The 13,199-nt window shown below is 69.0% G+C and carries 15 protein-coding genes; 4 read left to right on the forward strand and 11 right to left on the reverse strand.

The genetic code is table 11. The features are described from left to right. Positions 1 to 32: 32 nt before the first annotated feature. Complete coding sequence (gene gndA, locus AB8M46_RS13785) at positions 33 to 1,472, reverse strand: NADP-dependent phosphogluconate dehydrogenase (protein ID WP_394360432.1); 1,440 nt, start codon at positions 1,470 to 1,472, stop codon at positions 33 to 35. Between the two features lie 463 nt (positions 1,473 to 1,935). After that, a complete protein-coding gene (locus AB8M46_RS13790; RefSeq protein ID WP_394360433.1) occupies positions 1,936 to 2,844 on the reverse strand; it encodes an MBL fold metallo-hydrolase in 909 nt (302 codons plus the stop codon). Positions 2,845 to 3,064: 220 nt separating this feature from the next. Here AB8M46_RS13790 and AB8M46_RS13795 point away from each other — a divergent pair, with 220 nt between their 5' ends. From AB8M46_RS13795 to AB8M46_RS13805, 3 genes are read left to right on the forward strand one after another with little or no spacing between them, the layout of a single operon-like run. Further along, the gene (locus AB8M46_RS13795) at positions 3,065 to 3,922 is read left to right on the forward strand and encodes a helix-turn-helix transcriptional regulator (protein WP_037335949.1); all 858 of its coding nucleotides are present in this window, start codon (positions 3,065 to 3,067) and stop codon (positions 3,920 to 3,922) included. A gap of 1 nt (position 3,923) precedes the next feature. Further along, positions 3,924 to 4,748, forward strand: coding sequence for an SAM-dependent methyltransferase (locus tag AB8M46_RS13800; RefSeq protein WP_037333105.1), 825 nt, complete (start codon positions 3,924 to 3,926; stop codon positions 4,746 to 4,748). Positions 4,749 to 4,752: 4 nt separating this feature from the next. Then, positions 4,753 to 5,610, forward strand: coding sequence for an SAM-dependent methyltransferase (locus AB8M46_RS13805; RefSeq protein ID WP_378422170.1), 858 nt, complete (start codon positions 4,753 to 4,755; stop codon positions 5,608 to 5,610). Positions 5,611 to 5,616: 6 nt separating this feature from the next. Here AB8M46_RS13805 and AB8M46_RS13810 read toward each other — a convergent pair whose 3' ends face one another. Both AB8M46_RS13810 and AB8M46_RS13815 read right to left on the reverse strand, forming a co-directional pair. Beyond that, on the reverse strand, positions 5,617 to 5,877 hold the full coding sequence (locus AB8M46_RS13810) for a hypothetical protein (protein WP_037335946.1): 261 nt from the start codon (positions 5,875 to 5,877) through the stop codon (positions 5,617 to 5,619). Between the two features lie 5 nt (positions 5,878 to 5,882). Beyond that, the gene (locus tag AB8M46_RS13815) at positions 5,883 to 6,155 is read right to left on the reverse strand and encodes a hypothetical protein (RefSeq protein WP_037333101.1); all 273 of its coding nucleotides are present in this window, start codon (positions 6,153 to 6,155) and stop codon (positions 5,883 to 5,885) included. A 306-nt stretch (positions 6,156 to 6,461) separates the two neighbouring features. Here AB8M46_RS13815 and AB8M46_RS13820 point away from each other — a divergent pair, with 306 nt between their 5' ends. Continuing rightward, positions 6,462 to 6,716, forward strand: coding sequence for a DUF397 domain-containing protein (locus AB8M46_RS13820; protein WP_016330866.1), 255 nt, complete (start codon positions 6,462 to 6,464; stop codon positions 6,714 to 6,716). 57 nt (positions 6,717 to 6,773) lie between these two features. Here AB8M46_RS13820 and AB8M46_RS13825 read toward each other — a convergent pair whose 3' ends face one another. The 7 genes from AB8M46_RS13825 to AB8M46_RS13855 form a co-directional block, all read right to left on the reverse strand. Next, the gene (locus tag AB8M46_RS13825; protein ID WP_037333098.1) at positions 6,774 to 7,322 is read right to left on the reverse strand and encodes a hypothetical protein; all 549 of its coding nucleotides are present in this window, start codon (positions 7,320 to 7,322) and stop codon (positions 6,774 to 6,776) included. Next, on the reverse strand, positions 7,315 to 8,445 hold the full coding sequence (locus tag AB8M46_RS13830) for a hypothetical protein (RefSeq protein ID WP_394360434.1): 1,131 nt from the start codon (positions 8,443 to 8,445) through the stop codon (positions 7,315 to 7,317). The genes AB8M46_RS13825 and AB8M46_RS13830 overlap by 8 nt, the downstream gene beginning before the upstream one ends. Before the next feature lie 18 nt (positions 8,446 to 8,463). Continuing rightward, a complete protein-coding gene (locus AB8M46_RS13835) occupies positions 8,464 to 8,871 on the reverse strand; it encodes a FixH family protein (protein WP_081975691.1) in 408 nt (135 codons plus the stop codon). After that, complete coding sequence (locus tag AB8M46_RS13840) at positions 8,868 to 10,316, reverse strand: hypothetical protein (RefSeq protein ID WP_394360435.1); 1,449 nt, start codon at positions 10,314 to 10,316, stop codon at positions 8,868 to 8,870. Before AB8M46_RS13840 ends, AB8M46_RS13835 begins: the two co-directional genes overlap by 4 nt. A gap of 99 nt (positions 10,317 to 10,415) precedes the next feature. Further along, a complete protein-coding gene (locus tag AB8M46_RS13845) occupies positions 10,416 to 11,267 on the reverse strand; it encodes an oxygenase MpaB family protein (protein WP_037333090.1) in 852 nt (283 codons plus the stop codon). Then, entirely contained in the window at positions 11,264 to 11,812 is a 549-nt protein-coding gene (locus tag AB8M46_RS13850; RefSeq protein WP_161791086.1) for a TetR/AcrR family transcriptional regulator, read from the reverse strand. Before AB8M46_RS13850 ends, AB8M46_RS13845 begins: the two co-directional genes overlap by 4 nt. After that, positions 11,809 to 13,191, reverse strand: a complete 1,383-nt coding sequence (locus tag AB8M46_RS13855) for an amidase (protein WP_394360436.1) — start codon at positions 13,189 to 13,191, stop codon at positions 11,809 to 11,811. The genes AB8M46_RS13850 and AB8M46_RS13855 overlap by 4 nt, the downstream gene beginning before the upstream one ends. Between the last annotated feature and the right edge of the window lie 8 nt (positions 13,192 to 13,199).

Below are 13,199 nucleotides of genomic sequence, written 5' to 3' on the forward strand. Positions count from 1 at the left end.
GTGTCAGACGCGGTGAAGGACGCTTTCGTTTGTCAGGCGGGGGATTCCGGGCGACCGTCGGCGGCCCAGGCGGTGTGGAACGAACCTTCGCGGTCGACGCGGCGGTACGTGTGGGCACCGAAGTAGTCCCGCTGGCCCTGCACCAGCGCGGCGGGGAGCCGCTCCGCGCGCAGACCGTCGTAGTAGGCCAGCGCGGTCGAGAAGCCCGGGGTCGGGATGCCCAGCCGCACCGCGGTCGAGATCACCGAACGCCAGGAGTCCTGGGCGTCCTCGACTGCCTTGCGGAAGCCGCCCGAAGTCAGCAGCGTCGGCAGTGCGGGCTCTTCGGCGTACGCGGCCGTGATGTCGTTCAGGAACTTCGCGCGGATGATGCAGCCGCCGCGCCAGATGGACGCGACCTTGCCGAGGTCGATGTCCCAGCCGTATTCGGCGCCACCCGCCTGGATCTGATTGAAGCCCTGGGCGTACGCCACCACCTTCGACGCGTACAGCGCCTGCTCGACGTCGTCCGCGAAAGTGTCCAAAGCGGACCCCGTCAGCGGGGCGCGCGAGGGACCGCCGAGACCGCGCGAGGCCTCACGCAGGTTCGACGAACCGGACAGTGAACGGGCGAAGACGGCTTCGGCGATGCCGCTGATCGGCACGCCGAGGTCCAGTCCGATTTGGACGGTCCAGCGGCCGGTGCCCTTCTGCTCGGCCTGGTCCGCCACGATGTCGACGAACGGCTTGCCGGACGCGGCGTCGGTGTGGGCCAGCACCTGCGAGGTGATCTCGATCAGGTACGAATCGAGCCGCCCCGAGTTCCAGGTGCGGAAGACCTCGGCGATCTCGGCGGGGGAGTAGCCGCCCGCGCCGCGCAGGAGGTCGAACGATTCGGCGATCAGCTGCATGTCGGCGTACTCGATGCCGTTGTGCACCATCTTCACGAAATGCCCGGCGCCGTCCGCGCCCACGTGCGTGCAGCAGGGCTCGCCGTCGACCTTCGCCGAGATGTCCTCGAACAGCGGCCCGAGCGACTCGTACGACTCCCTGGACCCGCCCGGCATGATGCTCGGCCCGTGCAGCGCGCCCTCCTCGCCGCCGGACACACCGGTGCCGACGAAGTGGATGCCCTTCTCGCGCAGCGCGGCCTCGCGGCGCCGGGTGTCCGCGAAATGCGCGTTGCCCGCGTCGACGATCACATCGCCCTTCTCGAGGAGCGGGACGAATTCGTCGATCACGGCGTCCGTCGGCGCGCCGGCCTTGACCATGATCACGACCTGGCGCGGACGCTCCAGCGCGTCGACGAAGTCCTGCGCCGAATACGCCGGGATGAAGTCGCCCTCGTCGCCGAACTGTTCGACCAGTTCCTTCGTCCGCTGCTCGGAGCGGTTGTGCAGGGCCACCGTGTGCCCGTGCCTCGCGAGGTTCCTGGCCAGGTTGCGGCCCATGACCGCCAGGCCGGTGACCCCGATGCTCGCCTTCTTGCTCATCCGCACCCTTCCGCTTCGATTCCCGTGCCGAGCCTATCCCCGATGAGGGATACGGCGCCGGGGCGAGAAGGGATCAACCGGGAGTTGTCCACAACCGGGCCCACCTGTGGACAACTCGGCTCGCGCGGTCCGACGCGGCGCTTGCGGCGGTACGCTGGGATCGGGGTCGCCCCCCAGGGACGGGTGGGGGCTGCTTGTGGGGCACTGGGCGGGATTTCGGGTGTCTTGAAGGGAGCCTTTGGGACGTTGGACGTCTCGAAGGTGGCCTTCGGGACGTGCGGGGACGCGGGTAGCGGCCGGGCGGGTTGCGAAAGCCCTTTGGGACGTTGGACGTCTCGAAGGTGGCCTTCGGGACGTGCGGGGACGCGGGTAGCGGCCGGGCGGGTTGCGAAAGCCACTTTCGCAACGTTGAAGGTTGCGAAAGTGGCTTTCGCAACACCCACCGCAGGAGAGCTGGGGCTAGTCAGGAGAAGCACCGGATGGGCGCACCGTTGAAGGTGACCATGTCCGCCAGCGCCGCCCCCAGATCGATCGCCCCGCCCCACGCCAAGCCGTCCAGTTCGGCATAAGCCCGGTGCAGGTTCGCCGGAAGCCGTTCCTGTTCGGACAGTGCCTCGTAAGGCCCCAGATCCGCTTCGCGAGCGGCCTGCAGGGGCGTCAGCCCCGCCGCCTTCCCGTACGACGCGAGTTTCTGCAGGAAACCCAGGTATCCGTCGACGACGTCGATCGCCTCGGGGCCGCACACCGGGCCGTGGCCCGGCACGATCGTCTCCGGCTCCAGCGAGCGGACCAGCTCCAGCGCCTTCCGCCACCCGGCGGGTGAGCCCATCAGCGCGAAGGGACTGCCGCCGTTGAAGATCAGGTCACCGGCGAACAGCACCCGCCGCTCCGGCAGCCAGACGAGTACGTCGTTGGTGGTGTGCGCGGCGTGCCCGGGGTGGATCAGCTCCAGCCGGACGTCGCCGGCCTGCACGGTCAGCCGGTCGTCGAACAGCACCTCGGGCGGCCGCAGCTCCAGATGACCCCAGTCGTTCCCGGTGAACGAGTTCTCGTACGTGTTGATCCCGGTCGCGACCATCACCTCGCGCGTCTTCCGGTGCCCGACGATCGTCGCGCCGGTCGCCAGGTAGTTGCCGTTCGTGTGGTCGCCGTGATGATGCGTGTTGACCACAGTGGTCACCGGCGCCCCGGCGGTCGACTCCGCCGTCGCCAGCAGCGCCCTGGTGCGCCGTTCGGTCGAACAGGTGTCGATCACCACCGTGTGATCGCCCGCGGCGACGAAGCCGCAGTTGTTGATCCACCACGAGCCGTCGGGCTGGACGTACCCGAACACACCATCGGTGACCTGCCTGGCGAAGGGGGATTGGTCCACTCGGTCACTATGCCCGACCACCGTGCCCGAAATGTGACGAGATCGCTCCGCCACCAGGGTGACGTACCAGGTGACTGGTGTTTTCGGCCGTTTCCTGGAACGCTGCGCAATGTCATCATCGAACCCCGCAAGGTGAAGTACCCTGGGTGGGTTCGAGTATTCGCGCGCAGGACGGCGGGCAGCCGCGGTCCTGGTCTATGTGGTCCGGGAGAGCAAGGCGATGGCCAGCACCGTCACCTCGCGCCGGAAGCAGCTCGGGAACGAGCTCCGGCATGCCCGCAACGCCGCGCGGATGACACAGCAGCAGGTCGCCGAAGTGCTCGGCTGCACCCAGGGCAAGGTCAACAAGATCGAGTCCGGTGCCGTCGGGGTCAAGCTCGGGGATGTGCGATCGATGCTGAACGCGTTCGGGATCAACGGCGACGAGGCCGACACGTTGATGAACCTGGCCCGCGCCGCGGCCGGGCAGCGCGGCCACTGGTCCGGCTACCGATCCGTGGTGCCGCACTGGTTCCGCACCTTCACCGACCTCGAACCCGCGGCCGCGGAGATCCTCACCTGGCATGGCGAGCGCATCCCCGGCCCGCTGCAGTCCGAGCACTACATGCTCAAGCAGTTCACCGAAGCCGGCGCCACCGACGTCACTTCGCTGGTCCGCAACCGCTTGGACCGCAAGGCCGTCTTCGAGCAGCAACAACCGCCGTACTACCGGTTCATCATCAGCGAGGGCGCCTTGCGCCGCGCTCCCGGCGGCTCCGCCCCGGCGGTGATGCTGGACCAGGTCGAACATCTGTTGGCGTTGGACAAGCATCCGCGCGTGTACGTGCACGTGCTGCCGTTCGGCGCGCGGCTCGCCGCCGTGCCCAACGACTTCACCATCATGCGTTTCCCGGACCGCACCAGGGATTTCGTCTACATCGAACATTCCGCGGGCGGGTTGTACCTCGACGACGTCAAGGACTTCAACATCTTCGTGGACTCTTGGGACAGATTGCGCGGCGCCGCGCTGGAGCGCCAGGAGACCCGGCAGTTCCTCAAGGAACTCGCCGAGCTGTACAGAACACAGATGCAAGCCTGAGATGGACCCGCGGTTCCTCCCCGAAGGCGTCGATCTCGAGCGGCCCAACGCCGCCCGGATCTACGACTGGGCGCTCGGCGGGACCGCGAACTGGGCGGTGGACCGGGAATTCGGCGAACAGCTGGTCAAGACCTTCCCGCTCATCCGTGCCCTCGCCAGGGCCAACCGCGCCTTCCTCGGCCGCGCGGTGCGGCATTGCGCCGAGCACGGCGTGAACCAGTTCCTCGATCTCGGTTCCGGGGTGCCGACGGTCGGCAACGTCCACGAGATCGCCGGCGAGGCCGACGGCGACAGCCGGTGCGTGTACGTCGACAACGAGCCGGTCGCCGTCGCGCACGCCCGCATCCTGCTGGAGAAGAACGGCGACCCCGCCAGGCACGCGGTGATCGGCGGAGATCTGCGCGAGGCGGACGAAGTCTGGGAACACGCCTTCGACACCGGCGTGCTCGATCCGGCGAAACCGGTCGCCCTGCTCACGGTCGCGGTCCTGCATTTCGTGCCGGGCCCCGCGCTCGGCGACGTCATCGCGCGCTATCGGCGGCTCCTGCCCGCCGGTTCCTTCTACGTCCTTTCCCACGTCACGATGTCCGGCGTGGAGGGTGACGAGCTGGCCCAGATCCAGCGCGTCGTGAAGCAGTACGAACAGTCGAGCACGCCCGCGTCCTTCCGCGACAAGGAAGAGATCCTCGGTTTCTTCGGGGATTTCGACCTCGTGGCACCGGGTCTGGTCCCGGTCGGCGCATGGCGGCTGGACGACCCCCGCTCGCCTGCGCTTAACTGCGCCATCGGCGGGGTCGCCCGCAAACCGGTTCCTGACGAGGTGTGACGGAATGACGACGCAGCACGACCCCATCGACCCGGTGGCTCCCGAGGGGGTCGATCTCGAACGCCCCAACGTGGCCAGGGTGTACGACTGGTTCCTCGGCGGTTCGGCCAACTGGGCCGTCGACCGCGAGTTCGGCTCGCAGGTGCTCAAGCAGTTCCCCGAGGTCAAGACGTTCGCCCGCGTCGGCCGCGACTTCCTCGGCCGCGGCGTGGGATACCTGGCCCGCCAAGGGATCACGCAGTTCCTCGACATCGGTTCCGGCGTGCCCACCGTCGGCAACGTCCACCAGATCGCGAGCGCGATCAACCCGGACAGCCGGGTCGTCTACGTCGACATCGAACCGGTCGCCGTCGCGCATTCCCAGCTGCTGCTGGAACGTGAGGGTCTGCTCGGCAGGCACGCGGTGCTGCAGGGCGACGTCCGGGATCCCGCCGACATCTGGAAACGCGCCCTCGAGACCGGGGTGATCGATCCGCGCCAGCCGATCGGGCTGGTCCTGGTCGGCTTGCTGTACTTCCTCGGCCCGGAGGAGCCCGTCCACGAGATGGTCCAGCGCTATCTCGATTTCCTGCCGTCGGGGTCGTACTTCCTGTCCTCGCATCTGACCGAGGACGGCGTCACGCGCAAGGAAGGCGACAACCGGGAGAACGTCCAGGAGCTGTACAAGAAGACCAGTGCGCCGTTCCATCTGCGGTCCCGCGCGGAGTTCACCGCGTTCTTCGACGGGCTGGAGCTGGTCGAGCCGGGTATCGACTGGATGGCCACCTGGCATCTCGACGAGGCGGATTCCCGTGCCAGCGACCGGTTCGCGGACGACCCGACGGTCACCGGAGGACTCGGCGGCTTGGGCCGCAAGCCCTGATTTTCGTCAGGCCCGGCCGGTCAGATGCCCGATCAGGGGCGTCAGTTCGAACTGACCTTCGAGCGGCCGGCCGGTCCTGATCAGGTCCCGGTGCGCGCCCGGCGAATCGACTTCGGAATTCCACGGCGGCTGCTTGCGCAGCGGAGCCTGGATGAGGCTGAACCCGAACCGCCGGCGCAGTTCCAGTCCGATGGTGTGGTGGTGCTTCGCCGAGGCCAGGCGTTCGTCCTCACGGCGGAACAGCAGCGTGGTGAGGCGGACGGCCATGGCGGTCACACCCCCCGGCTCGGACGCGGCAGTCGCGTCTGGTCGGCCGAACCGGCGAGACCGAGGCAACGCTCACAGGGCATCCCCGAACCGACGGGGACCCATTCCAGGTGGTCGTAAGGCATCGCCGCGCCACAGCGGGCGTGCAGGAACTCGGGGTGCGATCCCCCGGAGTGCAAGTCGAAAAGATGCGCGGAGCGGCGGCTTTCGCCCGCCGTCCCGGCCATGAGCCTGCCGACGGCGAGTACCGTCGCCGGCATGGTGTCCTGAATGATCACGCTGATCCTCCCCCACGAGGTCGGCGGTGGGTGGTCATGCGCCGCGGGACCGGTGTCCCCGCTGGTCACCTGCCGTCGATGGCCTGCCGGAACGGTGAAACGCACTGCGAGCGATTCACCAACAACCGAGCCCCGGCCGCTGCGATTAATCCTACTCCTGGAATAATCTTCATGTCGAGGGTGGGCGGAGTTGATCACCCACTTGGCCGTGCGGGATAGTCCCGTTGAGGCAGGGAGAAGCCGGGACCGTGACGGTTCGCGCAGGTCGCGACCCGCACCCCCGACCGACGTTCGGAGGTACGACCAATGGCCGATTATCCATCGGCGGCGGATTACGATCCGACCACGGCCGTGTCGCTGTTCGACGACTCCGCGTGGGAGAAGTCCTTCGCGAGCGAGCCCAACGGGGGGAACTGCGTCGAGGTCAACCTCGCCCGCGAAGGCCTGGTGGGGGTCCGTGACACCAAATTGGCCAATAGTCCCGTCTTCGTCTTCGATTCCGGTGAGTGGAACGCCTTTCTCAAGGCGGTCAAGGCCGGACAGTTCGATTTGAGCCCATGACGAAAGGCTCGCGCGTCCGCCGGGACTCGCGAGCCATCCGATCTTCGTCACTTCGAGTCACACCGTCGCGGGAAGCCCGTTCCCGCGCAGCCGGGATTTCGTGCGCCGCCAGGCGACGGCGATCAGGACGGCGAGGACGATCAGCGGGATCAGGCTGATCGACCAGCTCACCGCCATCGGCGGCCCCGGCTGTTCGAGCACCGCCAGATCACGGAGTTCTCCCGCGCCCTTGCCCGCGGGCCCGTCGATCTCGAACCGGAACGTCCACGAGCCCTGTGTCTGCAGGGCCCGGATGTCCAGTCCCCACACCTCCAGTTTCCGCGGATGTTTCGCCAGCGGCTGGGGACGGCCCAGCCGCCCGGTCTCCGGATTGAGGAACGCGAGCGTCCCCGACTTCCCGGCGATCCCGTCGTCCGGGATGAACGTGAAGTCCAGTGATTGCATGGCGCGCAACGGCCACGTGCTGAAGCCGACGGTCATCCCGTACGGTCCGACCTGGACCCGTTCGGTGTGGACGATGTTCACCGGTTCGTAGGCGTTCGCCGCGGGCGTGGTCGCGAACAGCAACCCGATCGCCGCCGCCAAGGCCAGCAATGTCTTACGCATGCGCGTTCTCCCCCTTCGCCGGGGCCAGCAGCCTCAGCATCCCGCCGAACCGCCACCCGGCGAAGCCGCCGAGCAGCCCGACCACCGCGCCGGCGGCGCCGGTGGCGAACACGACCGCCCAGGGCATCCGGTCGGAGCCGTAGACGATCGCGTTCTGGATCGGCATGCTCGCGCCGACGAGCAGCCCACCGATCACGCCTGCCAGCACCGAAACCCGGCCCGCCGTCCAGCGGCGTGAGAGCAGGTACACCGCTTCGAGTACGGCCGCGATCGGCAGCAGCGCCATCGGCATCATCGAAGGCATCGCGGGAACGCCGTCGATGTAGTCGCGCATCGGCAACCCGACGGCGCTCGCGTACGCCTCGGCGGCCCACGGCGAGAACCACCAGGTGATCGCCTGGATGACCGCCAGCGCCGCGGCGACCCGGACCGCGCCGCCCGGCCGTCCCCAGAACCCGGCGCCCGCCGAGACCAGCAGCACCGAAAGCAGCGCGATGCCGACGGAGACGACGTCGAGCCCGTCGACGTCGATCTGCTGCAGCCCCAGCACGGTCACCGTGCTGAACGCGATCAGCACGCCGAGGCTGCCGACCACACCGACGGTGCCCCAGCGGTGTTCCCGCGCGGCCGCGAACACCATGACCGTGCCGATGATGCTCAGCGTGATCGACAGCAGCAGCCCGATATGCGGCGGTGAGTCGATCACCGCGTCGAATCCGTACAGGCCGTGCCACCACTGGTCCCACAGGCCGTACAACAGGAACATCGCCGCGCCCGTCCCGGTCACCAGGTAGCCGGCCGGTGCGGCGAAGATCTTGCCGAAGACGTTGATCGCGCGGCCGCCGACCCGCGCGTCGACCGGACGTCCCGCCCGGCGCGCGGCCGTGGTCATCAGCACGACCACGAGGCTCGCGAGCCCGGAGATCGCGCTGCCCGAATACAGGAACAGATGCGGCATCGTGAAGAACGTGTCCGGGCCGACGTCACCGTGCCACTGGATGTCCCAGGTCAGCCCGACCAGTGAGATCACCGACCCGGCCAGCACCGTGCCCGCCGGTACGAGACCGGTGCGTTCACTGCGCGCCACCGGGACGGCCCTCGCCCCTCCCGCGGTGAGATCCATACCCCCGACCTCCCTCTCTTACTTGACCAGCAAAGGAAAAACGTGCTGCGTGGCGCCGGACGGCCCGCGCAGTGAAACGGTGATCTCCCATTGCCCCGACATCGGCAGCAGGACGTCGCCGGTGCGGAACCGGCCCGGCCCTTCCGCGATCGCGGGCGACGGCGCGAGCGCGTGCCCCATCTGGGGCATCACGGGTTCGAGCGTGACGACGTCCGGCGTGGCACCGGAGACGGTCAACGCGAAGACATTGCCGCCCTGGTGCGGATCTTCGACCGACATCTGCACCGTGTACGGGCCCTGCGTCGAACGCTGCACCTGCGCCCCGCCGCTGCTCGGCCACACCAGCCAGGCCACGATCGCCACCGCGAGCACGGCGACCACGGAGATCAGCAGCACCGGTTTTCGTCTGTCCACTGTGGAACTCACTGAGGTGCCCCTTCCGCCGGGACGTCGATCTCCACGGGCACGGTCAGCACCGTGTAATCGCGTTCGGCCTGCAGCCAGACGCGGTACTTGCCGGGCGCGGCGAAGGTGTAGGTGAACGGGACGTCGGGGCCGTACGCGGCGACCGTTTCATCGGGTTTCCCCGGCATCCCCGGCGACTGCGGGATCATCGAATGCACGTGGGCCCAGGTCGGCGCGGCAGCGGCATCCGCGCCGACCCGGTGGTCGCCGGTGATCGGGCCGACGACGATGAGGTGGCCGAGCATGCCCAGCCAGGGTTGGAGATCGGCCTTCCCGAACCGCGCGGTGATCGTGGTCGGCGTCCCCGGCCGGATCTCGACGTCGACCGGATTCCCTTGTACCACTCGTTTTCCGGCTCCGGTGGGCACGGGTTCGGCGGGGGAGTCCGTTCCGGTCGCGACACCCAGTGTGGTGCGGAGGAGTTGCACGCCGCCGCCTCGCCGGGCGAGTTCCGCGGCGACGGCGTAGGTCCCGGCCTCGGGCGGGGTGAACTTCATCCGGTAGTCGCCGGGTCCGACGCGCACCGGATGCAGATGCCAGAGCCTGCCCGTCGGCGAGATGACGACGAGATGGATCAAAGCGTTGTCGTGCACCAGAAGGTCGTCGACGGGACGGCCGGTCGAGCCGTCGGCGAGGGCGAGGCGCACCTCGGCGAGCGCGCCGGCTCGCGCGTTCGGTGACCGCACGGCCAGATTCACCGGCGGCCGCGAGAAGTCCACTGTGGACATCTGAGCGTTCGTGTACGGGTCTTGGACGTTGTCGATCGTCGGATCCAGGGCCGTACCGGGTGCGGGCGGCGGCGGAGTGGACGCCGACAGCATCGCGCCGGTAATCGCGACCGCGAGCGCGGCGACCATCCCACCGGCGGGGATCAGCGCGAGTTGCGGCCGCCGGACGCGCAGCGCGACGACGAGACCGAGCACCAGGAACACACCTGCGGCGACGAAGCCACCGAAGGTGGCCTTCTCCCACGGAGGGATGACCCTGGCCGGGACGATGAACGGGATCGACGCGGTGTCCGTCCCGTCGTCCAGGCCGAGCTCCCACGGACCCGGCTGATCGACCCGCAGTTGTGCCGCATGGGCGCCGGGTTTCCCGTCCAGCCGCACCGTGGTTTCGGAAAACGTGGTCCCGGCGGTGGACGCGCGCAGTTTCAGCGTTCCCGGCGTGCTTCCGGTGTGCGTCACGACGTCGACGTGCAGCGGCCCGGGCGCGATGTCCATCCGCCGCAGGATGACCGTGAGATCCCGGGTGCCGAGCGTCTGCGCGACCTGGACGTCCGCGCCGCTCGACACGCCGTCCGCCCGCGCGGTGCCGGACAGCAGAACGGACGCCAGCGCGCAGAGCACGAGTACGCGGGCGATGACCATCGGCGCCGTGCGCCGCCCCCTCGGTGAATTCCCCATCCCGGCTGAAGTTAACGACGACGGCCCCGGAAAGCGTCACAGCGCCGGGTGAATCGGGGTCCCCCGTACAGGGGACTTCGCCCCTTACTCCGGTGGGGGTCAGCCCCCGAGGAAACGATACGCGCGTGGATGCGCCCGGAACCAGACGTTGAGCCTGCCGATCCGCCGCACGAGCGAAGACCGCAACGTCACCGGCACCAGGCCGCCGAAGAACCGCACCGCGCGACGGAATCGGTCGAATCGGCGCTGGTCACGATCGGTCCACTGTAGACCTAGGCGGTCTCGCAGTGCGGGTGGCAGCGTGGCGCGGATGACGAACATCTGTCCCCGATGCTGCCACCGTTGAAGCCGGACCCACCGTTTGTCGGGCAGCCATCGCCACGGTTTCTTCACCGTCCGGATCGTTTCGAACAATGTCGAAATCGTTTCGTTCGGGCCGAAACCGTCGATCATGTCCGCGTAATACCGCTCGAATTCGGGCCACGTCGGCGGCAGGTCTTGTTCGCGCAGGCCGAGGAGCCGCCCGACGTCGCACATCTGCGCGTAGTATTCGTCCACTTCGGACGGAGTCATCGGCGTGCCGTAGAACCTTTGTGTGTCAACGGGAACCATGACGAGCGTGGCGTGCACCCAGGCGTACGCATGCGGGTTCAGCGCGCTGTAGCGGCGGCCGTCGTCGACGCCGGTGAACGACCGGTGCAGCGCGCGCAGCCGGTCCGCCTCGTAGCGGGCGCCCTCCGGACCGCCGTAGATGTAGATGGACAGCGACGCGGCCGTGCGCATCAGCCGGGTCCACGGATCCTCGACGTAGTCGGAATGATCCCGCACCCCGGCCGCGACCACCGGATGCGCGACCTGCAACACCAGCACCTGACCGGCCAGCAGCCCGGCCCGGAAGTCGCCGAAGTACTTCCACGCCGCCGTCCCCTTGACGATCGGCGGACCGGTCATGACGCGCCGCGGACGAGCATCATCAGAGACTGCGCCACCCCGACGCCGTCGTCTCCCGTGGCCAGCCTGCGCAGCTGCAGGCCGGCGATCAGCGCGACGACCGGACCGGTCAGCCGTTCCGGCGACGGCACACCGAGCGTTTTCAGGATCACCAGCGCGAGTTCGTCGTACGCGGCGAAGCAGCGGGCGGCCGCGTCCTGGAGCCCGGGGTCGCGGGCGGCCTGCAGGTACAGCTCGTGCGCGCCGAGTTCGTCGGTGCCGAACGGCAGCTGCGCGATGACCTGCTCGACCACCGACGCGGCCTGCTCGACACTCAACCCCTGCTCGCGGTACGTGTCGACGAACCCGGTCAGCTTCGTGGTCTCTTCTTCGACGAACAGCAGCATCGCCTCGCGCAGCAAGGCGGTCTGACTGGGGAAGTGGTAGGTCAGCGTGCCGAGCGAGACACCGGCCGCGGTCGCGATCCGGCGGTTGGTCAGCCCGCCGACACCCTGTTCCCCGACCACCTTGAGGGCGGCGTGGAGGATGGCCTCGCGGGTGTTCACCAAGCGGTCTCGGGTTTGCGGTCCTGCCACCGTTCGACCTCTTCCAGTTGCGCGGCCAGCGAGATGAGCCGTTCCTCGGCGTGCGAGGGGCCGAGCAGCTGACCGCCGAGCGGCAGGCCTTCCGGGCTCAGCCCGGCGGGGACGTTGACCCCCGGCCAGCCCAGCACGTTCCACGGCCAAGCGTAGGGGCACGCGGCGATCATGGCCTGGTCGGTCTGCCAGCCGGAGAGCCGGTCGAAGCTGCCGATCCGCGGGGGCGGGGTGGCGGTGGTGGGCGTGAGCACGACGTCCACTCTCCCGAACACCGAGCCGATCTGCCGTTGCAGCAACGGTTCCGTGGCGCGGGCGAGCCGCAGCGCCGGACCGGCCAGCGCGGAACCCTGCCGTGCGTTGGCGCGGGTGCGCGGATCGAGCCGCGCCTGGTCCGGAACGCGGCGAGACCAGTCACGCACGCCGACGAGCGAACGTGGCAGGAAGGTGAGGCCGATCAGCCGGTAGTCGGGTTCGATCTCGACGATCTCGTGGCCGAGTTCGGCGAACCGCTCCGCGAGCCGGACGACGGCCGCGTGCGCCTGCGGATCGAGTTTGGTCTTCGTCGCGGTGAAGGGAATCCGCGTGGACAGCCCGATCCGCATCCGGCCCGGTTCGCGGCGGGCGGCCGCCTGGAACGCGGTGCCGGTGCCGGCGGCGACGTCCAGCAGGAGGGCCGCGTCGGCGACGGTGCGCGCGAGCGGGCCGACCACGGTCAGGCCGTGGAAGAGTTCGCGTTCGGTCGGGACGCGGCCGCGCTGCGGTTTGATGCCGACCAGATCGGTCCATGCGGCCGGGATCCGGATCGACCCCGCCCCGTCGGAACCCAGCGCGGCGGCGATCACCCCCGACGCGATGGCCGCCGCCGCGCCGCCCGAGGAACCGCCCGGCGTGCGCTCGGTGTCCCACGGATTGCGGGTCGCGCCGAACGCGGGGCCTTCGGTGAACGGCCATTGGCCGAGTTCCGGGGTGTTGGTCTTGCCGATGAGCACCGCGCCCGCCTCGCGGAGCGCGGCGACGGGCGGGGAATCCGTTGTCGCGACGGAGAAATCGCCCTCGCAACCGAACGCCGTCGGCAGTCCCGTGACGTCGAGGTCGTCCTTGATCGCGGTCGGGACGCCGAGCAGGGGAGCGGATTCACCGGCAGCGAGCCGTCGATCGGCTTCCTCAGCCTCGCGAAGGGCTTCTTCGGCGCGAAGGCATTTGAAGGCGTTGAGAACGGGCTGGCTGGCTTCGGCCTTCTCGAGCGCTTGCCGGGTGAGTTCGACGGAAGTGACCGCGCCGCCGGCGAGCATCGACGCCTGTTCGGCGAGGCCGGTGAACGCGAGGTCGGCCTTCGAGGTGGTCATGGGTTCCC

Origin of the sequence: Amycolatopsis sp. SB7-3, assembly GCF_041021335.1 — a bacterium.
GTDB classification, from domain to species: domain Bacteria; phylum Actinomycetota; class Actinomycetes; order Mycobacteriales; family Pseudonocardiaceae; genus Amycolatopsis; species Amycolatopsis japonica.